General features: G+C 63.3%; 25 protein-coding genes and 2 tRNA genes. 11 read left to right on the top strand and 16 right to left on the bottom strand.

Going from position 1 to position 20,189, the window contains the following annotated elements; translation table 11 throughout:
• The first annotated feature begins 299 nt into the window (after nt 1–299).
• The 6 genes from ACF66B_RS03845 (at nt 300) to ACF66B_RS03820 (ending at nt 4,136) form a co-directional block, all read left to right on the top strand.
• Nucleotides 300–740, top strand: coding sequence for a PaaI family thioesterase (locus ACF66B_RS03845; protein ID WP_111430472.1), 441 nt, complete (start codon nt 300–302; stop codon nt 738–740).
• Nucleotides 737–1,255, top strand: a complete 519-nt coding sequence (locus ACF66B_RS03840; protein ID WP_111430473.1) for a PaaI family thioesterase — start codon at nt 737–739, stop codon at nt 1,253–1,255. The genes ACF66B_RS03845 and ACF66B_RS03840 overlap by 4 nt, the downstream gene beginning before the upstream one ends.
• A complete protein-coding gene (locus tag ACF66B_RS03835; RefSeq protein WP_111430474.1) occupies nt 1,248–2,555 on the top strand; it encodes an MATE family efflux transporter in 1,308 nt (435 codons plus the stop codon). Before ACF66B_RS03840 ends, ACF66B_RS03835 begins: the two co-directional genes overlap by 8 nt.
• Before the next feature lie 76 nt (nt 2,556–2,631).
• Nucleotides 2,632–2,706, top strand: a tRNA-Val gene (locus tag ACF66B_RS03830).
• Nucleotides 2,707–2,761: 55 nt separating this feature from the next.
• A tRNA-Val gene (locus tag ACF66B_RS03825) sits at nt 2,762–2,837 on the top strand.
• Nucleotides 2,838–3,023: 186 nt separating this feature from the next.
• Nucleotides 3,024–4,136, top strand: a complete 1,113-nt coding sequence (locus tag ACF66B_RS03820; RefSeq protein WP_162683313.1) for a GGDEF domain-containing protein — start codon at nt 3,024–3,026, stop codon at nt 4,134–4,136.
• 70 nt (nt 4,137–4,206) lie between these two features.
• Here ACF66B_RS03820 and ACF66B_RS03815 read toward each other — a convergent pair whose 3' ends face one another.
• Together ACF66B_RS03815 and ACF66B_RS03810 are read right to left on the bottom strand one after the other, a co-directional pair.
• Nucleotides 4,207–4,950 (bottom strand): HAD family hydrolase, encoded by a 744-nt coding sequence (locus ACF66B_RS03815; RefSeq protein WP_111430476.1) that lies wholly within the window; start codon nt 4,948–4,950, stop codon nt 4,207–4,209.
• Between the two features lie 102 nt (nt 4,951–5,052).
• Complete coding sequence (locus tag ACF66B_RS03810; RefSeq protein WP_111430527.1) at nt 5,053–5,331, bottom strand: DUF3572 domain-containing protein; 279 nt, start codon at nt 5,329–5,331, stop codon at nt 5,053–5,055.
• 109 nt (nt 5,332–5,440) lie between these two features.
• Here ACF66B_RS03810 and ACF66B_RS03805 point away from each other — a divergent pair, with 109 nt between their 5' ends.
• A complete protein-coding gene (locus ACF66B_RS03805; RefSeq protein ID WP_111430477.1) occupies nt 5,441–6,829 on the top strand; it encodes a PleD family two-component system response regulator in 1,389 nt (462 codons plus the stop codon).
• Nucleotides 6,830–6,891: 62 nt separating this feature from the next.
• On the opposite strand, the gene ACF66B_RS03800 is transcribed toward ACF66B_RS03805, so the two are convergent.
• From ACF66B_RS03800 to ACF66B_RS03785, 4 genes are all read right to left on the bottom strand, one after another.
• Nucleotides 6,892–7,365 (bottom strand): periplasmic heavy metal sensor, encoded by a 474-nt coding sequence (locus ACF66B_RS03800; RefSeq protein WP_111430478.1) that lies wholly within the window; start codon nt 7,363–7,365, stop codon nt 6,892–6,894.
• Between the two features lie 3 nt (nt 7,366–7,368).
• The gene (locus tag ACF66B_RS03795) at nt 7,369–7,764 is read right to left on the bottom strand and encodes a hypothetical protein (protein ID WP_162683314.1); all 396 of its coding nucleotides are present in this window, start codon (nt 7,762–7,764) and stop codon (nt 7,369–7,371) included.
• Nucleotides 7,765–7,784: 20 nt separating this feature from the next.
• Nucleotides 7,785–8,378: an RNA polymerase sigma factor gene (locus ACF66B_RS03790; RefSeq protein WP_111430480.1), complete on the bottom strand. Its 594-nt coding sequence runs from the start codon at nt 8,376–8,378 to the stop codon at nt 7,785–7,787.
• An 87-nt stretch (nt 8,379–8,465) separates the two neighbouring features.
• Nucleotides 8,466–9,131, bottom strand: a complete 666-nt coding sequence (locus tag ACF66B_RS03785) for a hypothetical protein (RefSeq protein ID WP_111430481.1) — start codon at nt 9,129–9,131, stop codon at nt 8,466–8,468.
• A 150-nt stretch (nt 9,132–9,281) separates the two neighbouring features.
• Here ACF66B_RS03785 and ACF66B_RS03780 point away from each other — a divergent pair, with 150 nt between their 5' ends.
• The 3 genes from ACF66B_RS03780 to rpmG all read left to right on the top strand — a co-directional run bounded on the left by ACF66B_RS03780 (nt 9,282) and on the right by rpmG (nt 10,668).
• A complete protein-coding gene (locus ACF66B_RS03780) occupies nt 9,282–9,704 on the top strand; it encodes a DUF983 domain-containing protein (RefSeq protein WP_111430528.1) in 423 nt (140 codons plus the stop codon).
• 4 nt (nt 9,705–9,708) lie between these two features.
• Nucleotides 9,709–10,395 carry an NUDIX domain-containing protein gene (locus ACF66B_RS03775; protein WP_111430482.1) on the top strand — a complete coding sequence of 229 codons (687 nt, stop codon included), beginning with the start codon at nt 9,709–9,711 and terminating at the stop codon, nt 10,393–10,395.
• Nucleotides 10,396–10,500: 105 nt separating this feature from the next.
• Nucleotides 10,501–10,668, top strand: coding sequence for a 50S ribosomal protein L33 (gene rpmG / locus ACF66B_RS03770; protein WP_069300304.1), 168 nt, complete (start codon nt 10,501–10,503; stop codon nt 10,666–10,668).
• A gap of 189 nt (nt 10,669–10,857) precedes the next feature.
• Here the strand turns inward: rpmG and ACF66B_RS03765 are convergent, their stop codons facing one another.
• The 5 genes from ACF66B_RS03765 to ACF66B_RS03745 all read right to left on the bottom strand — a co-directional run bounded on the left by ACF66B_RS03765 (nt 10,858) and on the right by ACF66B_RS03745 (nt 16,114).
• Nucleotides 10,858–11,901, bottom strand: coding sequence for a cytochrome-c peroxidase (locus tag ACF66B_RS03765; RefSeq protein ID WP_111430483.1), 1,044 nt, complete (start codon nt 11,899–11,901; stop codon nt 10,858–10,860).
• Between the two features lie 123 nt (nt 11,902–12,024).
• Nucleotides 12,025–12,897, bottom strand: coding sequence for an SHOCT domain-containing protein (locus tag ACF66B_RS03760; RefSeq protein ID WP_111430484.1), 873 nt, complete (start codon nt 12,895–12,897; stop codon nt 12,025–12,027).
• A gap of 111 nt (nt 12,898–13,008) precedes the next feature.
• Entirely contained in the window at nt 13,009–13,815 is an 807-nt protein-coding gene (locus ACF66B_RS03755) for an esterase-like activity of phytase family protein (RefSeq protein ID WP_392664056.1), read from the bottom strand.
• Nucleotides 13,816–13,889: 74 nt separating this feature from the next.
• On the bottom strand, nt 13,890–14,759 hold the full coding sequence (gene mepA / locus ACF66B_RS03750; protein ID WP_111430486.1) for a penicillin-insensitive murein endopeptidase: 870 nt from the start codon (nt 14,757–14,759) through the stop codon (nt 13,890–13,892).
• Nucleotides 14,756–16,114, bottom strand: a complete 1,359-nt coding sequence (locus ACF66B_RS03745; RefSeq protein ID WP_111430487.1) for an MFS transporter — start codon at nt 16,112–16,114, stop codon at nt 14,756–14,758. The genes mepA and ACF66B_RS03745 overlap by 4 nt, the downstream gene beginning before the upstream one ends.
• A 134-nt stretch (nt 16,115–16,248) precedes the next feature.
• Between ACF66B_RS03745 and ACF66B_RS03740 the strand changes: the two genes are divergently transcribed.
• Nucleotides 16,249–16,536, top strand: coding sequence for a YggT family protein (locus ACF66B_RS03740; RefSeq protein ID WP_111430488.1), 288 nt, complete (start codon nt 16,249–16,251; stop codon nt 16,534–16,536).
• Nucleotides 16,537–16,590: 54 nt separating this feature from the next.
• On the opposite strand, the gene ACF66B_RS03735 is transcribed toward ACF66B_RS03740, so the two are convergent.
• From ACF66B_RS03735 to argB, 5 genes are all read right to left on the bottom strand, one after another.
• A complete protein-coding gene (locus tag ACF66B_RS03735; protein WP_111430489.1) occupies nt 16,591–16,812 on the bottom strand; it encodes a hypothetical protein in 222 nt (73 codons plus the stop codon).
• Nucleotides 16,813–17,324: 512 nt separating this feature from the next.
• On the bottom strand, nt 17,325–17,828 hold the full coding sequence (locus ACF66B_RS03730; RefSeq protein WP_111430491.1) for a histidine phosphatase family protein: 504 nt from the start codon (nt 17,826–17,828) through the stop codon (nt 17,325–17,327).
• On the bottom strand, nt 17,825–18,484 hold the full coding sequence (locus ACF66B_RS03725) for a ferredoxin (protein ID WP_111430492.1): 660 nt from the start codon (nt 18,482–18,484) through the stop codon (nt 17,825–17,827). The genes ACF66B_RS03730 and ACF66B_RS03725 overlap by 4 nt, the downstream gene beginning before the upstream one ends.
• Nucleotides 18,481–19,278, bottom strand: a complete 798-nt coding sequence (locus ACF66B_RS03720; RefSeq protein WP_111430493.1) for a sterol desaturase family protein — start codon at nt 19,276–19,278, stop codon at nt 18,481–18,483. Before ACF66B_RS03720 ends, ACF66B_RS03725 begins: the two co-directional genes overlap by 4 nt.
• A 36-nt stretch (nt 19,279–19,314) precedes the next feature.
• A complete protein-coding gene (gene argB / locus ACF66B_RS03715) occupies nt 19,315–20,181 on the bottom strand; it encodes an acetylglutamate kinase (RefSeq protein ID WP_111430529.1) in 867 nt (288 codons plus the stop codon).
• Nucleotides 20,182–20,189: the final 8 nt, after the last annotated feature.

Below are 20,189 nucleotides of genomic sequence, written 5' to 3'. Positions count from 1 at the left end.
GCGAGGTGCAAGACAAAAGGGTGACGTTCGCGTCAAGTTGACGCTGCGTCAGGTGGGACAATTAAGGGGGGCTTATGCCGCGCGCGGTTGTTGCCACCAGGTCGTCCGCGCGGGTTCGCGCACTGCTGTTTGCCGAGCTGGCATGTGTTCGCGCCAGCCTAGCTGCTCCCGATGTTGGCAAGGCAGTATGAAGCTCTTGTTGGCTTCCGGCTGGTTGCCTGGCGGGTGGCTGCGCCCCTTGGCTTTTCGGGGCGCGCAGCCTAGCAAGTTGCCAAAGACCTTTGGTTCGGGAGACGGAGATGAGCGGAGCGGCTAGCGGCGTGGACAAGGAGCGCGCACGGGGCTTTGTCGCAAGCATTCCGCATTCGCGGGATCTGGGTATGGATCTGGTCGATATTGGCCCCGGCTGGGCGCATCTTTCGCTGCCCTATCACGAGCGGCTGATCGGCGATCCGGAGACGGGTGTACTGCATGGCGGCGTTGTCACGGCACTGCTCGATACATGCGGCGGAGCGGCGGTGCTGAGCCATCCTGAGGCGGGGCTGTCGACGGCGACGATCGATTTGCGCATCGATTACATGCGGCCCGCGGCGCCAGAGCGAGAGCTACATGCCCGCGCCGAATGCTACCGGATGACGCGCTATGTCGCCTTCGTGCGCGCGGTTGCCTATACCGACAGCCCCGACGAACCGGTGGCTGCGGCCCATGGCGCCTTCACCGTTGCGAGGGCGGTGGAATGACCCGTCGCAGCGTCGAACCAGAATCGATTCAACGGATGGAAGAGCGCCGCGACGAGGCGCTCGCGCGGATGGCGGGCGGGGTGCCCTATGTGCAGCATCTGGGAGTTGCATTCGAGAGGCGGGGCGACGAGCTGACCGCGCGGCTTGCCTATGACGAGCGGCTGATCGGCAACCCGGCCCTGCCGGCGCTGCATGGTGGGGCGATCGGGGCGTTTCTCGAAATCACCGCGATCATGGAACTGGCTTGGCAGGGCGTATGGGAGCGGATGGAGGCGGGCGGCATGGCGCTGGCCGAGATCGAGGCTGGGCGGTTTCCGGCCTTTCCTCGGACGATCGATTTTACGGTGGATTACCTGCGTTCGGGGTTGCCGCGAGATTCCTACGCACGGGCGCGGGTGAATCGGGTCGGGCGGCGCTATGCGAGCGTCCATGTCGAGGCTTGGCAGGAAAACCGCGCGCGGCTCTTTGCGCAGGCGACCGGGCATTTCCTGATGCGGCAGGACGGGGATGTCTGAAGCGATCACGCATCGCCGGATTCTCCGCATTGCGCTTCCGATCGTTCTCTCCAACGCCACGATCCCGATCCTCGGTGCTGTCGACACCGGCGTAATTGGTCAGCTCGGGCAAGCAGCGCCGATCGGGGCGGTGGGGATCGGCGCGGTGATCCTCTCCTCGATATACTGGGTATTCGGTTTCCTGCGGATGGGCACGACGGGGCTCGTCGCTCAGGCGCGCGGCGCAGGGGATGCTACGGAGACTGGGGCGCTGCTTATGCGCGGCGTGATTGTTGCGGCGGTCGCGGGGCTCTTCCTCATCACGGCCCAGACGCTGGTCTTCCGCGCGGCCTTCGCGCTTGCGCCCGCCTCGAAGGAGGTCGAGAGCCTCGCGCGTTCCTATCTCGCGATCCGTATCTGGGGGGCGCCGGCGGCAATCTCAGTCTATGCGCTCACCGGCTGGTTGATCGCGATGGAGCGGACCCGGGGCGTTCTGGTGCTCCAGGTGGTGATGAACGGCATCAACGTGGTGCTCGACCTCCTTTTTGTGCTCAGCTTCGGCTGGGGTATCGAGGGCGTGGCGGCGGCGACGCTAATTTCGGAATACACTGGGCTTGCGCTGGGCCTCTGGCTCTGCGGCGCGGCCTTTGCAGGGGATCAGTGGCGCGACTGGGCGCGGGTCTTCGATCGGGGAAGGCTTGCACAGATGGCCGCGGTTAACGGCGACATCATGATCCGCTCGGTGATCCTTCAGGCGAGCTTCACGGTGTTTCTCTTTCTTGGCGCGGGATTTGGGGATAAGACGCTGGCGGCAAATCAGGTTCTGCTTCAGTTTTTGTCGATAACTGCTTATGCTCTTGATGGTTTTGCATTCGCCACCGAAGCTCTGGTTGGGCAGGCAATGGGGCGGAGGAGTCCCGTCGCATTGCGGCAAGCGGCGATCGCCGCGTCGCAATGGGGTGTCGGGTTCGCGGTCGCGCTGGCGGCAGTCTTCCTTGCGCTGGGGCCCAAAATCATCGACCTGATGGCGAAGGCGCCCGAGGTGCAGGAGGCGGCGCGGGTCTACCTGCCCTGGATGGCGGCAGCACCGCTTCTCGGAATCGGCGCTTGGATGCTCGACGGGATCTTCATCGGTGCGACCCGGACGCGGCAGCTTCGCAACGCGATGATCATGTCGGTTGCGGTCTATGTCGGTGCGCTATTCCTGCTAGTGCCATCGCTCGGCAATCACGGTCTTTGGGCCGCGCTCATGGTGCTGAACGTGACCCGCGGGATCACGCTTGGGCTGCGCTATCCCGCGCTCGAGGCATCGGCGCGGTGAAGCGGTATTTTTTGACGGGGATCGTGTAGAAGACCCCTTGATGACCGGGAACGGAGCCTGTATGTCGCCGTCCACCGGGCGATTAGCTCAGCGGTAGAGCGCTACGTTCACATCGTAGATGTCGGCAGTTCGATCCTGCCATCGCCCACCATCCCCGACTCTTTGACGGGGATCGGCCTCGCCGGACCGCTGCGACTTGCAGTTCCGGGTGATTAGCTCAGTTGGTAGAGCGCTTCGTTTACACCGAAGATGTCGGGAGTTCGAGTCTCTCATCACCCACCAGCCCGGCCGGTATTCCACCTCCACACCGGTTCGAGACTGATATTCTCACGAGTTTCTCTGGGAAATTAACAGATTCGCAAGCCTGTTCGCGCTTTCCTCCGGCTCGGGAATTTGGGCGGAAAGCAGAGCGGTCTTCGCCTTCACACGCCGCGTTCTTTCTAGAAGGGATGAAGGAGGATGAGTCGAATGGCGAAGAAGCAGGTTGCCAACGATCCGGCGGGTCTACTCGCCGCCGTTTTCAGCGGCGGTTTTGGGGTCCAGACGCATCCGGCGCAACAGACGTGCAGCGTCGAGGAAATCTCGCGGAAGGTTCTCACCTTCTGTTCCGAGCGGGCAATATCACCATTGCCGGCGGTCTATGAGCTGGTTTTCGGTTACTTTGCCGGCGATCACGCCGAGATCGTTGAGGCGGTCGATGCGGAGCTTGCCAACGGTGGGATCGATACCGAGCGGGTGCTCGTGCTGCACGAGAAGTTCCTGCGCGGCAGCGATCTCGCAATGGCGGTGGACTGCATTGGAGCCGAGCTCGGTGTCGAACTCTCGTCGCTCGAACGGATCACCCGCAGCGGACTCGATGGTGCGATCCGGTCGCGGGGCGAGCTCACACGGATTTCTTCTGGGCTGACCGGTCGGGCAAATTCACAGGAGATGATGCGGCTCGTGCAGCGCATTCGCGAGATTGTAGTGCAGGAGTCAAACAATGTTACGCTCATGACTGAAGGGCTTGATGTCGCGCGGAATCGGCTCGCCACGATCGAGCGGGATCTTGAGACCTGCGTCCGGGCGGCGAACACCGATTTCTTAACCGGCATTGCAAACCGCCGCGCGCTCGATGCGCGGCTTGCAGCGATGGTGCGGCGTTCCTGCAGCATCGACGGGCATGACTTCGTGGTGATGTTCGACATCGACCATTTCAAGCGCGTCAACGATACCCATGGCCATGCGGTCGGAGACAATGTGCTGCGCGAGTTCGCGGGGCTTTTGAAACGGGAATGCAGCGCGATGGGTGCGTTTGGCGGGCGTTGGGGGGGCGAAGAATTCTGTGTGCTTCTTTCAAGTCGCGACGAGAACGGCGGGGCGATTTTCGCCGAGGCGGTGCGCCGGCGGCTTGAGGAGGTGCACTGGCAGCGCCTCTCCGACGGTGGCGAGATCGGTCAGATCACGGCTTCGGCCGGCTATGCGCTCCGGATCGAAGGGGATTGCCAGAACGTGCTCGTGGAACGTGCCGATCGTGCTCTCTACGCGGCCAAGCACCGCGGGCGGAACCTGTGCGTTGGTGCTCAAGAGCTTACCTTCTGACAGCTGCCGGTTTCTCGGCTCTTCTTGATCCCGAAAGAATTTTCAAATCCAGGGATCTGCAAGGTGGACCTCAAAACATGGTTCGAACGTCGGCTGTCATGCCCAACCACTTGGGCAGTTCACCGATATCGGAGAGGACCACATCAGCGAGCACGGCGAGATCCTCCGTGCAGGCAAGGCCAGTTAGGACACCCACGGTGTGCATTCCCGCCGTGCGCCCGCTTGCGAGGTCATGCGTGCTGTCACCGATCATCGCGCAGCGCTCAGGTGCAAGACTTGTCATATCGCAGAAGGCGCGCAGCATGCCGGGGCCGGGCTTGGCGCCGTAGCCGCTGTCGTACCCGGCGATGAAGGCGAAGCGATCGAGCACGCCTGCGGCTTCCAGATGCGCGCGGGCGGGATCCTCGGCATCGTTGGTGGCAACCCCTAGGACGAAGCCTGCCCCGCGCAGGCGGTCGAGGAGTGGCACGAGTGGGACGGCCTCGATCTGGGGAACGTCGGCCGTTGCCGCGGTGATGTGCCGCCGCACAGCGCGTTCGTCGAGATGGGGCCGAACATGGCGTATGGCCTCAACGATTACCTCGAGCGTTCCGGCTATGATCGGGCTCGTCGGCGCGAAGCGGCGCGTCTCGAGGTCGTAGTGGAAGGCGCGGGCTAGGGCACGGGTGCTTTCGGGCTCGCCTCCCGTCAGGCCATGGATAAAATCCGCACACCAGTTCGCCCAAGTCCTCTCGAAATCGAAGAGTGTGCCGTCCTTGTCAAAAACGAGTCCCGCGATCTCGGGCGGCGCGGAAGCATTCCGGGGCAAGATCATGTCGGGCCGAAATCCAGTTTCATTTGCTGAGGAGCACGAAGCCTAGTCCGGCCCGTGCCACCACCGCAAGCGTAGTGGCGCGGGCCAGAGATCACGGCTGCATCAGGTCCAGTTCGGGAGATCTCCGCCGGGCAGCGCGGCGCGAGCGCGGGCGATCTCGGCGGGGTCGACCGATGCTGCCCCGGCAAGTGCAAGTACATTCTCGTCCGACATCAGCACGAAATCGAGCAGGAAACCCAGAAACTCGGGGTCCGAATGCCGTGCCCGGAGGTCGGTGGCGGAAAGGCCGGTGGCGGCGAGGAAGTGCGATAGGGCTTCGGGATCGCCTGAAAGCCAGATCAGCGCATCCTGTGCGAGCGTTTTCGCAGCGTCGGTGTTCACGATGTGTCCCATCAAAACGGGCGGCCCGAAACCATTCGTTAATACATTTCGCCCTAGTGTCCTAAGCGTTCGATGAACGGCTCTCAATATGTTTTCTGGAGGTGCCTGAATGTCTGGTCGGGTTCTGGTTGTGGACGATGTGCCCACCAACCGACTGCTGTTGCGCGCCAAGCTTTCATCTGCCTACTACGACGTGGTCGTTGCTGAGAACGGCACGAGGGCGCTCGAGTTGGCGCGGAGCGAGCAGCCGGACATGATCATGCTCGACGTGATGATGCCGGACATCGATGGCTTCACCGTCTGTTCGATCCTGAAGTCGCAGGAAGAGACGGCCCATATTCCAGTCATCATGGTGACCTCGCTAGACACGCCCGAGGAGCGGATTCGCGGGCTCGAGGTGGGGGCGGACGATTTCCTGTCGAAGCCCTTCAACGACCTCGCGCTTTTTGCCCGCGTACGCAACCTCATGCGCATGAAGATGATGTTCGACGAGTTGCGACTGCGCGACATGACCTCGCGCGAGTTGGGGCTCACCGACTACATTTCTGAACAGGACATGGAGCCCGAGGTCGGTGGCCCGATCCTGCTCGCCCCGCGTTGCCAGCGCGAGGGCGAGGAATGGGATGCTTTCCTGCGCGATCGGCTGAACGTGCCGACGATTCTCACATCCTCGGAGCGTGAGGCACTCAACCTCGCCCGGCTTGAGCTGCCAGACTGTTTCGTGGTGCATCAACATCTGATGGAAGGCGGCGACGGGCTGCGATTCGTCTCTGCACTCCGGGCCCGGCCCGAGACGCGGCAGTCCGCGATCATCCTTGTCGTCGAAAATGGCGACATCCAAACCGCGGCAAAGGGGCTCGATCTCGGGGCGTCGGACTACATCGAGGCGCCGTTCGATCCGAGCGAACTCGTCGCGCGGATCCGTTCGCAGCTCCGGCGCAAGCGGTATTCCGACTGGCTGCGCTCGAGTGTGCGCAACGGGCTAAAGATGGCAGTGATCGATCCGCTTACCGGGATCTACAACCGACGCTATGCCGCGCAGCACATGAACCGGGTGATGGAGCGGGCGCGCGAGATTGACGGGCTTTTCGCGGTGATGATGATCGATCTCGACAAGTTCAAGGTGATCAACGACCGCTACGGCCATGACGCTGGCGATGCGGTGCTGCGCGAGTTCTCTCGGCGGCTGCAGGAGAATATTCGCGGGGTGGATCTCGTTGCGCGCTTCGGCGGCGAGGAGTTCTTCGTTGCCATGCCGGATGTGGATCAGTTGGCAGCAGCAGCCGCGGCGGAGCGCATACGGGGCGCCATCGAGGGCGCTCCCTTCATTCTGCCCCATGGCGCAGGCGAGGCCCATGTTACGGTTTCGATCGGAGTAGCAATCGCGGATTCCTCCGACGAGGATGCGGAAGCTATCATCCGCCGTGCGGACCTTGCGCTCTTTGAGTCGAAGGAAGGCGGCCGCAACCGGGTTTCCTTTTTCGCCCAGGCGGCCTGACGTTTTGGAACCGGATCAGCCGGGTTCCGGATCGGGCGATTGAGAAGCCGGGGGCCGGGCTTTCAGTCCCGGTCCCTTTTCCCGTGTTCACGCTTGTCATGCGGACTACGACGCAGCGCTATGGCATAGGTTGCACGATCATCAGGCGGCATCTCCGCGATTTGTTCAGCGAGAAGGCGGGCACCGTGCTCGGCGAGCTCGTCCAGCGAACGGCGTCCGGCCTCGAGAATGCCGCGCACCCGGTCGATGTCGAAGGGTTCTGCCTCAAGCGCATCGGCGAGCGCGCTGCGCTGCGCGCCGATGCGTTCGCGCGGGCCGATCCATTTGTCACGTCCCGCGCGCAGCTGGGCGATCATGTTTTCACGGTATGGTTCGGGCAGGTCCCGTGCCATTGCCCATTCTCCGCCTGGCGGCGGCCTGTCGGGCTTTCCATGCAGTGCGGCGCCGATCACGAGGCCGACGACGGCGAGATTCACGCAGAGAGAGGCGACGAGGGTCCAAGCGAGCCAGTTCCGCCGTATTTTGCCGGCTGTCATGGTCTATCCCTCCGCAAGCGCCAAATCATAGAGCGCGGTCACGCCCGTCGCGGTGTCATCGTAGCTGGCCGTGTCGTAAATGCCGAAATTGTTTGAGAGGCTTACGCTGCCGCTGAGCCCGGCGCTGAAGCCGATCGCGGTGCAGACGATGAGCGCCGCCGCCACGCGCCACCCGCCGAGACCCGCGAAGAGCCCGGCGAGACGTGCGCCGAGAGCTTGTGGCTTCGGTGCGGCGCGGGATACTCTTGGCGCTGCTGCCGCGCGTTCGGCGTCGAGGCCGGCGGCATCGGCTAGGATCGCGTTCATCAGTTCGAGACGGGGCGCGACAGTTTCCTTGCGCGCAGCTGCGAAGAAGGCCTCGAGCGAGGCGGCGTCGGCATGATCCCTGTCAGTCGTCATCGATCCATCCATCCTTCCCGTCATTGTGGCTCTCCGGCAAGTCCGAGTTCGGAGCGCCTAGGGGTGAGTTCCGCCGCGAGCGCGCGGCGGGCGCGGGTGAGCAGGCTCTCGACCGCTTCGATGCTCGTCTCCATGATCTCGGCGATCTCCGGGTTGCTGCGCTCTTCCATGTGCCGGAGCACGATAGCAAGGCGTTGACGTTCCGGCAGGGCCGCGAGGGCCGCGGAAAGGGCGGCAGCACGATCGCTCTCCTCGAGGCGAGTGACCACGCCCTGCGTATCGTCCGCCATCTCGGGTATTGCATCCGTGGTATGCTCGCGCCGCTTGCGCAATCGGTCGACGCAGAGATTGCTCGTGATCCGGTAGAGCCAGGTCGAGACCTTGGCGCCGTTCTTCTGCCAGTTGGGGGCAATGCGCCAGAGCCGGAGCATGGCTTCTTGCGTCACATCCTCCGCCTCCGCCGGATCGTGCAGCATGCGCTGCGCGACAGCAAAAATCCGCGGAGTGAAGCGCCGGGTGAGCTCTCGCGCGGCCGACTGGTCGCCCGCAGCGTAGGCCGCGAGCAGGTCCGTGTCGGCCGGTCCGGTGGACCTGCTGGAGGGAAGAGGTCTCATGCGACTCGTCTTGGCTCAAACGGATGCCTCAGTCACCCTGAAAAGCGGGGTATGCGCCCCCAGGCGGGGGCGCATCCGCTGCTTCGGTCAGTTCCAGCCCTGCTGGCCATTGCCGCCGCCGCGCATCTGGCAGGCGCCGTCTTCATTCTGCATGGCACTGCGCATCTGGCCGCGCGGGCCGTCGCCGCCGCGCATGCCGCGCTCGTCATCCGTCATTCGACCCCGCTGCATCTGGCCCTTACCCCCGTCCGAACTGCTGTGGCGTCCATGGCTACTCATCAGCCCGGTGGGCAGCGCAGCTGCTTCGGCCTCCGAGATCGCGGCGTCGCGGTCCTCGTCGGCGAAGCTCAGAAGCATGTTTACCCTCTGATCGGCAAACGCCGCGATGGGGGCCTGGCCTGCTTCGGTCGCGCCGACCATGGCAAGAATCCGGTCGGCGCGCTGCTGTGCGCGATCGACACCGAAGATGTTGCCGAAGCCATTGCGGGGCTCGGGCATCTGCGCCGCGATCTCTGCGCGGTCCAGATTGCCGTCGGCGCTGGTGTCAGCGTCTGCAAAGCGTTCGGTGGCACGGGTAACCAGTTCGTCGCGGCTGAGGAGACCATCGCCATTGGTGTCGATCATGGTGAAGTCGATCTCGCGCGCCATGCCGGGGCCGCCGTGGCTGAAGCCGGTATCCGCGACCGCAAGGCCGGTTGCGCCGAGCGTTCCCAGCAGGATGGCGGCGGCGGTGAGGCGGGACTTGGTGGTCATCTTGCTCTCCTGGACTTTTCCGGCTGGTGTGTGCCGTTCTGATGTGAGGTCAAACGGGCGGGATGCGGATTTCCGGCGCAAAAAAGTTATCACGGGAGCGCGAGGCGGTGGGGCTGGCTGCGCGGGCCGGCATCGGCTATGTTCCCGCCCATGATCGAGACGAAAGAGAACGGGACTGGCATGGAGACGCCACGCGACACCAAACAGTCGATCTTGCGGGGCTGGCGGCGGCGCTGCCCGGCCTGCGGCGAGGGGCATATGATGGAGGGGTATCTGGATGTGGCTCATGCCTGCCCGGCATGTGGCACCGAGCTTTACCACCATCGCGCGGATGACGGGCCGGCCTGGGCAACGATCCTGCTCTCGGGCCATATCATGGCGCCGCTCATGCTCATCGTCTTCGAGGTTTTCCGGCCCCAGGGCTGGGTGATGGCTCTTGGGTTTTCGGTGGTCTTCGTGCTGCTCTCTCTCTGGATGCTGCCCCGCATCAAGGGCGCTTTCGTCGGGCTGCAATGGGCCAAGCGGATGCACGGCTTTGGCGTCTCGCCTTCGGATGCGATGACGGGAGCCTGAACAGGTGGCCGAGCCGGATGCGGCGGCGCGGATCCGAGATGCCGCAACCATCATACTCGTACGTGAGCGCAGCGGGGTTCCGCAGGTCCTGATGGGTCAGAGGGGTGCGAAGGCCGTCTTCATGCCCGACAAGTTCGTCTTTCCAGGTGGAGCGCTTGACGCGGAAGACACGGCGCTGGCTCAAGAGGCCCCGGAGGATGCCGAAACACGTGCACGGCTCTTGGTGCGCAGCAATCCTGAGGTGGCGCGCGCGCTTCCCTACACGGCAGTGCGCGAGCTCTGGGAGGAGACCGGAATCATGCTCGGCCGGGCCGATGCCGGCGCCGCTGCGCGGCCGGTTCCCCCCGGGTGGGCGGGGTTTTACGCTCGCGGCGTCGTGCCAGATGTCTCCGCGCTTCGACTTGTTTTCCGGGCGATCACCCCCCCGGGCCGTCCGCGGCGGTTCGATGCACGCTTCTTTCTCTACGAGACGGGCGGGGAGTGGGCGGATGATGCCCATACGCTCGAGAACGACGGCGAGCTGCGGCATCTGCAGTGGCTCGACATCGCCGCGGCGCGGCAGATGCCCTTGCCCTTCATAACCGAGGTTGTCCTCTCGGAAATGGAAGCGCGGCTCGCCGCTCCGGGAGAGGCTCGACCGGTGCCGTTCTTCGATCATGCCGAGGATGGCTCGCATTTCCGCTTGCTCTGATCTTGACAGAGCCATGCGGATAGGTAGAAGGACGCTCTGGAATTCTGGCCGCGCTCTCCGCGGCCCGGGCGGTTTTACGCGGGGACCCGCGGGGAAGGATGAGAGATGGCGAAACCGACGACGATTAAGATCCGGTTGAACTCGACCGCAGACACCGGACATTTCTACGTGACGAAGAAGAATTCGCGCACAATGACCGAAAAGATGGTTGTAAAGAAATATGATCCGGTTGCGCGCAAGCACGTTGAATACAAGGAAGGCAAGATCAAGTGATCTAGGCCCTCCGGACGCCTCAGCCCAATCCGGCGGGCAGAAAGCCGAAGAAGCCTGTCCATAGCGGCAGGCTTTTTTCGTTCTCGGGGGAGATTGGCCCCTAGATCAGGACCGCTCCACAGATGGAGCGGTCCAGAGTTACGTCGGCTCGGAGCGTTTTTCGATCTGAAGGTGGTTGGTGGGCGGCCCTTATTGCTGCGGACGTGGCGTGTCGGCCGTGCTCGGGGGGAGTGCGGGGTAGGTGACTACCGGCTCGTCTCCAGTGAGCGAGGTGAGGAAGGCGGTGATTTTCGCGGCATCTTCGCTCGAGAGAGCTTCACCAAGCTGCGAGACACCCATGATTTCGACCGCATCGGCGAGGTTCCAGACCGCACCCGAGTGAAAGTAGGGCAGGGTCAGCTCGATGTTGCGTAGGGTCGGGACCTTGAAGACATAGGCATCAGACTCGGACCGCGTGACCTCGTAGCGGCCGCGGTCGTCCGGGGGCAGCACGGACCACTCGGGTTTTTCGACGACGCCGAAGGGCTGGTAGCTGTCGCCGCCTAGGTTGATGCCGTTGTGGCAAGCGGTGCAGCCAGAATCCATGAAGAGCTGGAGCCCTGCCTTTTGGGTCTCGCTGAGCGCAGTGTCATCACCACGCAGGAAGAGGTCGAAGGGGGCATTGGGCGTGACAAGAGTCGTCTCAAAGGCAGCAATCGCCTCGCGGGCATTCTCGAAGGTGAGCGGGTTGCCATCAGTGGGGAAAGCTGCGGCAAAATAGGAGGCATAGCCAGGAATCCCCGTCAGCATTTCCATGACATGTTCTTGGGTGGAGCCCATCTCGACGGGGTTCACCATCGGGCCACCGGCCTGATCTGCAAGGTCTGCGGCGCGACCGTCCCAGAACTGTGCGGTGTTGAAGACGGCATTGAAGACGGTCGGCGAGTTGCGACCGCCCTTCTGCCAGCGGTGACCGATCGAGACTGTGGCGAGATCAGCGCCCCCGGTGCCAAGATTGTGGCAGGTGTTGCAGGAGATGTTGTGGCCCTCGGAGAGGCGCGGCTCGAAGAAGAGCATCTTGCCGAGCTCGATCTGTTCACTGCTCGGAAGAGCGCCATCGACGGTGACAGGGCCCTGCGGGATCGGCTCGAAGTAGCTCAGGGCATCTTCGCGCAATTGCTGGGCGGCGGCGGGAAAGGCTGCGGAGGCGGTTGCGCCGAGGATGGCTGCTAGCTTGAGAATTCTGGCTTGCATGGTTTGACTGGCTTTCATATTGATACATTGCATTTAATGAATCAATATTAACCTTTGATCCTCATGCGACAAGATACAATTGCACTGCGATCCTTTCGTGACGGTGCGTCCTTGATGCGCTGATCAAATGCGGGCTAGCAATTCCGCTTTCTTGGCCTCAAATTCCGCCTGGGTCAGGATGCCCTTTTCATGAAGCGCAGCAAGACGTTCGAGCATCGCGAAGATGTCGGCCTCCTGTTTGGCTGGTGCAGGTGCAGATCCCTGACCGGCGCGCGTGGGCTCAGGAGAGTGAACCGCCGGAGACGGGTTAGCCTGAAGTGTTGCCGCAGGTTCGGCGAGGGATGATTCGGGGGGCTTTTCCGGGCTGGGTGGCTGTGCCGCAGGTGCAGTGGTTGCCGGAGCAACGATTGGAAGGTCAGAGAGACTCACGAGGCCGAGCTGGCTTGTAAGGGTAAGGCTCTGGTCGCCACTCTGCTGCTGGGATACGCCCGAGATCATGTGCTCGCCGGTGTCATAGATCGTGACCTTGCCCGCAATGTCGATGGCAAGACGGTGCACGGCTGGGAAGAAGGCATAGCGGAGGTTGTTCTGGGCGCCGCTCGAACTCGGGCTACCAAGAGTATCGGGCCACCATGTTCTGCCGCCTGACACGAAGAGGCTGACGCCGGGGGTGCCGCCGCCACTACCCTGAATTTGGAACTGGGAAGCGGCCGGGCGGGCCACGAAGAGGCGCTCATTGCGGAGAAGGCCCGAAAGCTCGGTACAAAGGGCATCAACGCGGGCCTTGAGCGAATTGTTGAACATGTCGCCGACCATCGTCATTCCGCCCTGGGACCATTGCCCCATGCCGCCGAGATCAGGATGATTGAACTGTGCCTGGGTGCCGTAGCCCGCGGCGAGTGCACGCAGAAGCTCGGTGACGGCATCTTGGCTGACGCCGTGGCGTGTGGCAACTTCGCCGACGGCGCGTCGGCCTTCTTCACTCAGAAGAGGCATGAGTCTGATCCTGTGGTTGTTCTTGTTGCCCGATTGTTAGGGACGCAGGCAATGCACAGCAGACCCAGCGTCCGACAGGTCCAATATGGGCGCCTGCCTGGGAGGAGGCAATCACTCGTCGAGAATATACTCGGCGATCATGGTGCGCTGGATCATATTGAAGTTGTCGTCAGAAATCATCGTGACACGCACGCGGCCCGCTTCGTCCTGCCAGACCGAGATGCCCTCCATGTTGTCGAGCTCACCGAACCGGGTTTCAAGCAATGTGCGCTCATCATCGAAGCCGTTCGGACCGAGATGGAAGCTGCGGACGCGGGTGGTAAAGCCCCCCAACCAGCGGAAATCGCGCTCGAGCACGTAGAGTCGTCCATCGGGTCCAAAATCCGCAGATGTAACAAGGTAGCGGCCATCGCGGCGGATCGAGAGCGTTTTGTCCCAGCGGCCGTTCTTGAGGCGATATACGGGGAAGGGGCGCTCGAGGCGCCCAGAGCGCTCGGGGATGGCGTAGAGCGTACCGTCGGCATCGAAGGTTATGGCCTCGAGGCCGGAGTTGTTCTGAAGATGGCGGAACTCAGGATGGCCGTCTAGATTAAGGGCCGGGCCGTCGAGATCCGGATAGCGGCGGATGCGGTGGAAGCCCTCGAAGGAGATGTAGGCCGTGCCATTCGGGGCAATGGTGAGGTCCTCGGCATCTGTCTCGTGCTCTCCGAGGTGCTTGCCGGAGATGGCATGGAGCTGGCCCATAGCCATGAGCTCGACCCCCTCAAGCCTGCCGTCACGGCGCTCGAGCCGGGCGCGGGCCCATGAGCCGCGATCGGAAATCGTGACGAGGCTCCGGCCGCCGTCGAGTATGGCGAGGCCCGAGAAGCCACCGAAGCGTTCGAGCGGCGCACGCCAAGTTACTTCTGCCTCAAACACGAGGGACTGCCCTCCATCCACGGTGGAGGTGGCAGGCAGAAATAGGAGGAGTAGGAGGAGAAGGCTACGGGTCTTCATTCGTCGCTCAGCACTTGGGCACATTGCGGCGGGAGATCAGAAAGCCGAAGCGGTGGTTTGGGTTTCGGCTTTGGCGCCTTGGGATCTGGCGGCCCAAGCGCGTCGGTCACCCACCAGACGGCGTCGGCGCAGCCGTCGCCGGGCGGAACCGGATCGGGATTGACGCAGCCCTTAGCGCCCTTGGGGCAGTTGAGCCGAACATGGAAATGGGTGTTGTGGCCCCACCAGGGGCGGATCTTGCCGAGCCAAGCGCGGTCTCCGGCCGGGGCATCGGCGCACATCTTGAGCTTGACAGGGGGCGTGATGAAGATGCGGTTGACCCGCGGATCGCGCGCCGCGGCTTCGAGCAAGCGGGCATGAGCGCGGGTCCAGTTGCCGTTGACCGAGCGCTGGTCGGATGAGCGAACATTCAGCGAGGAGATGCTGTCGCGCTCAGCCGGGGTAAGATTGAGACGTCCCGGTGGCAGGAGCCAGATGTCCGCATCGAGGCCGATCTGGTGAGATGCGTGGCCTTGCACCGGGCCGCCGCGGGGCTGGCTGAGATCGCCGACATAGAGCCCGTTCCAGCCGACCTTTGTCGCGGCACGGCTGAGTTCCTCCACGAAGCGGATCATCTCCGGGTTGCCCCAGTAGTGATTGCGCGAAAGGCGCATCGCCTGCCAGGTCGGGCCGCTTTCGGGCAGCGCTACCGCGCCAGCAAGGCAGCCTTGAGCATGGCGACCGATGGAATAGGGATCGTGCGGTGAGGGGGTGCTCTTGCGGGAAAAGAGGGCCTTCGCATCCTGAGCGTCCGCGGCGGATGGGGAGATCGCAAGTATTACAGATGCGATCAGGGCGGTGATTGCGGCACACCAGTGTCGGATCATCTGTGCCTTTTCCTCGTTTCCTGTCGCTCGCCCCCTCCGCTGAACTGTAGCAGCACGAGCCCACTTACGAAAAGGAGGATGACAGGGCTTATCCCGAGGTGTTGCGATCCTGTGACCGCCGTCATGGTCGCGATGAGGGTAGGGCCAATGAAGGCGGTGACACGGCCCGAGAGAGCATAGAGACCGAACGCCTGTGCGCTATCTATCCGCGCGCGCGCGATGTCGATGAGGAGGGTGCGGGATGCGGCCTGGAGCGCGCCCGAGGCAGCCCCCAGAAACGCTCCGGCGGCCAGGAAGATGATATCGGGGAGCGATGAGCCTGCGGGAAGAGGGAGGAAGGCGAAACTCTCCCGGCTGGTCGCCAGAACAGTCATGCAGACCGCGACGAGCATCCATATCGCGGTGGTGACAACTGGCCGAGGACCATAGGCGCTATCGGCCCTGCCGCCGACCCAGGCGCCAAGCGCGCCGGCTCCTGCGGCCAGGATGCCGAAGGTGGCAAGCTGGAAAAGGCCCCAGCCGAGAACGCCCGCCGCAAAGATGCCACCGAAAGCAAAAAGTGCTGCAAGACCATCGCGATAGAGCATGGAAGCGAGGAGGTAGATGAAGAGGTTGCGGTGACTGCGGGCTCGAGCGATAGTGCTGCCGAGGTCGCGCAAGCCTGCACTGATGGCCGGGCCGAGCGTGCCGCGGCGCGGGCGGTCGGGGGTGAAGAGAAATAGCGGCAAGGCAAACACGACATACCAGAGCGCCGTCAACGGCCCGGTCGCCCGCGCAGGTTCCCCCGCGGCGGGATCGAGGCCGAAAATGGGGGCGAGACCCGCCAAGGTCCGCTCTGAGCCCGGTTCGGGTGCAATGAGGGCAAGCACCAAGACAAGGGAGAGCAGGCCACCGACATAGCCAAGCGCCCAGCCCGAGCCGGAGATGCGGCCAAGTGTCCGGCCCTCGCCAAGCTGGGGCAGCAGCGCATTGGTGAGGATGAGGGTGAGTTCCGATGCGGCAAAGGCAAGCGCGAAGAGCATGAGGACAGGAAAGGGAGCCGGCATGGCCGGAATCGCGAGCCATAACCCTGCGCAGCCTATCACATACGGGATCGAAAAGACTGCGATCCAGGGTTTGAGCGAACCCGTCCGGTCGGCGATGGCGCCGAGGATCGGAGCAAGAAGCGCCGTCGCGCCGCCCGCGACTGCGATCGCCGTGCCCCAGAGTGCCTGACCTTCGGCCGGATCGTCGATGACTGCCGTCACGAAGTAGGGCGCGAAGACGAAGGTGACGATGAGAGTCTGGAAGGGCTGGTTGGCCCAGTCGAAGAGCATCCAGGCGAGGATGCCGCGGCTTTGGCGGCGTTCAGTCATGGGATTTCCCAAGAGGGCACTGCATAAGCGTTCTAAGACCTGCCGTCGCTTCTGCAAAGGCCGGACTTGCGGGCGGGAGCGCGCACGATTAGGTAGTGTTCATATACAAGCCGCAGCCACCGGAACCGCGTCGCATGATGTCTCTGCTACAGATCCTTCTGCTCGTCCTCGACATTATGTGGTGGTTCGTGATCGCCCATGTGGTGATGAGCTGGCTGATCAACTTCAACGTGCTGAATCGAAACCAGCCACTGGTCTGGCAGATTTGGGTCGGGCTCAATCGGGTCCTGGAGCCGATCTACGGGCCGATCCGCCGGGTGCTGCCGAGCATGGGCGGGCTGGATCTCTCGCCGCTGATCGTGATCTTTGCGCTCTACGCAATCCGCATCATCCTGTTGAACAACGCAGCTGTCTTCCTCTGACGAGCTAGGCGGGGAACCGTCCATCGATCGTTGCGAGCCATGCAGTGATCAAGATCATGCCTGTTGCGTCGATCCATTCAAGTCGCTCGCCGAGAAAAGCATGCTGAGCAGAATGGCCGTGACTTGGCCTGCGGCGGTGACGGCCGAGGCGACGCTGAGCCGGGCGAAGCGGCGACCCAAAACCTCGGCGCTCGCATATCTGAGCGCACCACAGAGCACGGCGACCTTTGCGAACTTGCCGGACACCAGGCTCGCGGGCACATCGAGTCCGATCATCAGGATTATCCCGCCAACCCAATCGCCACTCCGAGCAGCTTCAGGGCGCCCGGGCGCTCGTCGCCGAACAGAACCAGTCCGGCAACGAGCAAGGTGAAGAGCGGGGTCGTCGCGTTGAGGATCGCCGCGAGGCCGAGGCGATGGTCTGCTGCCTCTAGACGATGAGGCCGAAGGGCAGGACGTTGTTGAGAAATCTCATTCCGAGAAATGCGAGCCAGCTGCCGCGCGCGGCGCGGGGTGGCCACCATAAAGCTCCAGAGAGCAAGTGCGGCGGCCCACTCGCAGGAATCCAATGGTGAGCGGTGGAGGCTCGTGGATAGCGATGCGGATGAAGTGGAACGATCCCCCGCAGAGGCTCGGGAGCGCAAAAAGCATTCCCAACTCGTGGCCAGCGCGGCTGGGCGGGCGGATCACGATGTCATGAATGTTTCCTGAGTGATCCGTTTGCGGGATTCAGTCATGACGGCGGCGGCAGGCGTGGCACTCGACCTGGCTCCTGGAAAGAGCTGCGCTCAGGTGAGATTGCGCGGAATGATGAAATCCTTGAGAGTGCCAGAGTTCCACGCGATGGCGGACCACGCATCGGCCTTGAAGTCGATGATCGCAGTGGCTGTCGTGGGATAGCGGTCGAAATCACCATCGTTGGGCGGCATGGCGAGCAGGCGCCTTGCAAAATCGCCGATGCCGGGCTGGTGCCCGATCATGAGAAGGCTTTCTGCGGTGGCTGGCGCGCCTTGAAGTGCGGTCATCATTGCAGCCGGCCCCGCCTGGTAGAGTTGCGGTTGGAATTCCGCGAGGCAGTCGGGGATTTCGGAGGTGACGCCGCACCAGGTTTCTTGCGTGCGCTTTGCTGAGGACACCAAGGCCTGGTCGGGCATATAGCCCTTCCCGGCCAGCCACTTGCCCATGGCGGGCGCATCGCGGAGCCCGCGCTTGTTGAGAGGACGGTCAATGTCTTTCTGCTCCGGATCGGACCAGCTCGACTTGGCGTGGCGCATGAGGATGAGGCGTTTCATTTTTTCTGCGTGCCATGAAAGGCGGCCATGTGGAAGGCCGATTGTGCATCGATGCGCGCAGCGCGACCGACGGGGCAGGCGCGGCGCACGGCGCAGCCTCGGGAAAGGCAATCGCTGCCCGCGGATGTATCGAGAAAGCGATGACAGGTGGCGGTGTCGTAACGGCCGAAACCGAGCGCGCCTGCCGGGCAGGTGGTGCGGCAGGGGGCCTCGCAGGTCTCACAGGGGCCGGAGGCGTTTGTGGCCTCCAGCTCTAGCCTGGTCGGCAGGGCCAGTGCGCCTCGGAAGGAGGCGAAAAGGCCCTGACGGTCGTGGACCATGAGCACCACGGGCGAGGTCCAGGCCCGGCCACTGCGCAGCGCCCAGCTGGTGAAGGGATGCCAGGGCGGGCCAGTGAAGGGAAAGAGCGGCAGAGCGTCGAAACGACTGGCAAGTTCGCCAATGACACGTTCAGACCAGCGATCGATGGGATCGGGGTGACCGTCGGACTGTTCCGGGCTCGGGCGGAAGCGTTCCCAGAAGACCCGGCCGTCGGGGCCAAGCAGCACGAGAGTCCGGGTGGCCGGAGGTGTTCTGTCGCTGGGTGCGGTGTGAAAAGCGCCCATGAGTGCGAGACCTTCGGCCTTTGCAGCGGCCTCGATGACTGCGAGGGTCATGGTTTGCGGAACGGCACAAGGAGGCTCCAGCCAAGACGGTTGGGGTGCGTATCCTGCCATTGGCCAAGTCCGATCTCCATGCCGAGCTGGCCGCCGCGCGGCGATGCGCGGTAGGTGCCGAAGAGGCGGTCCCAAAGAGAGAGCGAGAAGCCGTAGTTGCTGTCATGTTCGTCGCGATGGATCGAGTGATGGACCCGGTGCATGTCAGGCGTCACGATAACCCGGCAGAGTGCGGCATCGAACTGGGGCGGTAACGCGAGATTGGCGTGATTGAACATGGCCATGCCGTTGAGCAGGATCTCGAAGAAAATAACTGCGACCGCCGGCGCGCCGAGCGCGTATACGGCACTGACCTTCAGCACCATGGACACAGCGATCTCAAAAGGATGAAAGCGGATGGCGGTCGCAACGTCGATGTCGCGATCGGCATGATGCACCCGGTGGATACGCCAGAGCAGCGGTATCTTGTGGGCTACGAGATGCTGCGCCCATATCAACAGGTCCAAGGCAAGAACGCAGAGCAGGATCTCGAGCGCCGCAGGCCAGGCGAGTGCATTGAAGAGCCCCCAGCCGCGCGCCGCGGCATCAAGGGCCGCTCCGGTGGCGAGCAGGGGAATTGCGACCCCGAGGAGCCGGAGCATGAGGCTGCTTAGGAGAACGAGCGCCCAGTTAGTAAGCCATCGACGGGCGCGGGGTTGGCTGCGCGGGCGGCGGGGCAGCAGGGCCTCCGCCGCGGCGAGGAGAAGAAACAGCCCGGCGAATGCGCCGAGACGGATCAGGGTTTCGTTTTCCATGGCATCCAAGCTGCCCGGAGGGAGGTGCAGGTCAAATCACGACGCGCTGATTAAGGTGCCTGCGCCGTGCTCCGTGAAGAGCTCGAGCAAGACGGCATGATCCTTCTTGCCATTGAGGATCACGACCTTGCGAACGCCGTGCTCGATCGCATCGAGGGCCGTCTGGGTCTTCGGGATCATGCCGCCCGAAATAACGCCCGAGGCCGTCATGTCACGGACTTCCTGCGCCGTGATCTGGGAAATGACTTCGCCGGCCTTGTTCTTCACGCCATCCACATCGGTCAGCAGCAGAAGCCGGTCGGCTTCCATGGCGGCCGCGATTGCCCCCGCAGCGGTATCGCCGTTCACGTTGAAGGTCTCTCCGTTGCGACCCATACCAACCGGTGCGACAACAGGGATGAAGTCGGAGCCGACGAAGCCGAGCAGAAGGTCGGGGTTCACCTCGACCGGCGTGCCCACGAAGCCAAGATCGATTGTGGTTTCGACCCCGTCCCGGATAACCGTCTTGAGATCCTTCTCGCAAATCATCAGATTGGCATCCTTGCCCGAGAGGCCGACAGCCTGGCCGCCCTCTGCGTTGATTGCCTGGACGATACCCTTGTTGATGCGGCCGGCCAGTACCATTTCGACGACCTCGACGACCTCGGCGTTGCTCACGCGCTTGCCGTCGATGAACTCGGAGGGAATCTTCAGCCGGTCGAGCATTTCGTTGATCATCGGGCCGCCGCCGTGGACGATCACCGGATGGACGTTGCACTGCTTCATCAGAACGACGTCGCGGGCGAATTTCTTCATTGCCTCGGAATTGCCCATGGCATGGCCGCCGAACTTGATTACGATGGTCGAGCCGTCGTAGCGCTGGAGATAGGGCAGCGCCTCGGAAAGCGTCTGCGCCGTTATCATGTTATCGC

Source organism: Amaricoccus sp. B4 (genome assembly GCF_043226085.1).
In the GTDB taxonomy this organism is placed as follows: Bacteria; Pseudomonadota; Alphaproteobacteria; order Rhodobacterales; family Rhodobacteraceae; genus Amaricoccus.
The sequence above is the reverse complement of the archived record's forward strand: the minus strand, read 5'-3'. Positions and strand labels throughout refer to the sequence as shown.

What these genes read in the sequence shown, in the direction of transcription:
- rpmG (WP_069300304.1), top strand. Translation starts at nt 10,501, where the DNA reads ATGGCGAAACCGACGACGATTAAGATCCGGTTGAACTCGACCGCAGAC.
- ACF66B_RS03800 (WP_111430478.1), bottom strand. Translation starts at nt 7,365, where the DNA reads ATGACAGCCGGCAAAATACGGCGGAACTGGCTCGCTTGGACCCTCGTC.
- ACF66B_RS03845 (WP_111430472.1), top strand. Translation starts at nt 300, where the DNA reads ATGAGCGGAGCGGCTAGCGGCGTGGACAAGGAGCGCGCACGGGGCTTT.
- ACF66B_RS03780 (WP_111430528.1), top strand. Translation starts at nt 9,282, where the DNA reads ATGATCGAGACGAAAGAGAACGGGACTGGCATGGAGACGCCACGCGAC.
- ACF66B_RS03745 (WP_111430487.1), bottom strand. Translation starts at nt 16,114, where the DNA reads ATGACTGAACGCCGCCAAAGCCGCGGCATCCTCGCCTGGATGCTCTTC.
- ACF66B_RS03785 (WP_111430481.1), bottom strand. Translation starts at nt 9,131, where the DNA reads ATGACCACCAAGTCCCGCCTCACCGCCGCCGCCATCCTGCTGGGAACG.
- ACF66B_RS03790 (WP_111430480.1), bottom strand. Translation starts at nt 8,378, where the DNA reads ATGAGACCTCTTCCCTCCAGCAGGTCCACCGGACCGGCCGACACGGAC.
- ACF66B_RS03840 (WP_111430473.1), top strand. Translation starts at nt 737, where the DNA reads ATGACCCGTCGCAGCGTCGAACCAGAATCGATTCAACGGATGGAAGAG.
- ACF66B_RS03725 (WP_111430492.1), bottom strand. Translation starts at nt 18,484, where the DNA reads ATGACCCTCGCAGTCATCGAGGCCGCTGCAAAGGCCGAAGGTCTCGCA.
- ACF66B_RS03815 (WP_111430476.1), bottom strand. Translation starts at nt 4,950, where the DNA reads ATGATCTTGCCCCGGAATGCTTCCGCGCCGCCCGAGATCGCGGGACTC.
- ACF66B_RS03820 (WP_162683313.1), top strand. Translation starts at nt 3,024, where the DNA reads ATGGCGAAGAAGCAGGTTGCCAACGATCCGGCGGGTCTACTCGCCGCC.
- argB (WP_111430529.1), bottom strand. Translation starts at nt 20,181, where the DNA reads ATGATAACGGCGCAGACGCTTTCCGAGGCGCTGCCCTATCTCCAGCGC.
- ACF66B_RS03720 (WP_111430493.1), bottom strand. Translation starts at nt 19,278, where the DNA reads ATGGAAAACGAAACCCTGATCCGTCTCGGCGCATTCGCCGGGCTGTTT.
- ACF66B_RS03760 (WP_111430484.1), bottom strand. Translation starts at nt 12,897, where the DNA reads ATGCCTCTTCTGAGTGAAGAAGGCCGACGCGCCGTCGGCGAAGTTGCC.
- ACF66B_RS03805 (WP_111430477.1), top strand. Translation starts at nt 5,441, where the DNA reads ATGTCTGGTCGGGTTCTGGTTGTGGACGATGTGCCCACCAACCGACTG.
- ACF66B_RS03740 (WP_111430488.1), top strand. Translation starts at nt 16,249, where the DNA reads ATGATGTCTCTGCTACAGATCCTTCTGCTCGTCCTCGACATTATGTGG.
- ACF66B_RS03735 (WP_111430489.1), bottom strand. Translation starts at nt 16,812, where the DNA reads ATGATCGGACTCGATGTGCCCGCGAGCCTGGTGTCCGGCAAGTTCGCA.
- mepA (WP_111430486.1), bottom strand. Translation starts at nt 14,759, where the DNA reads ATGATCCGACACTGGTGTGCCGCAATCACCGCCCTGATCGCATCTGTA.
- ACF66B_RS03730 (WP_111430491.1), bottom strand. Translation starts at nt 17,828, where the DNA reads ATGAAACGCCTCATCCTCATGCGCCACGCCAAGTCGAGCTGGTCCGAT.
- ACF66B_RS03835 (WP_111430474.1), top strand. Translation starts at nt 1,248, where the DNA reads ATGTCTGAAGCGATCACGCATCGCCGGATTCTCCGCATTGCGCTTCCG.
- ACF66B_RS03765 (WP_111430483.1), bottom strand. Translation starts at nt 11,901, where the DNA reads ATGCAAGCCAGAATTCTCAAGCTAGCAGCCATCCTCGGCGCAACCGCC.
- ACF66B_RS03795 (WP_162683314.1), bottom strand. Translation starts at nt 7,764, where the DNA reads ATGACGACTGACAGGGATCATGCCGACGCCGCCTCGCTCGAGGCCTTC.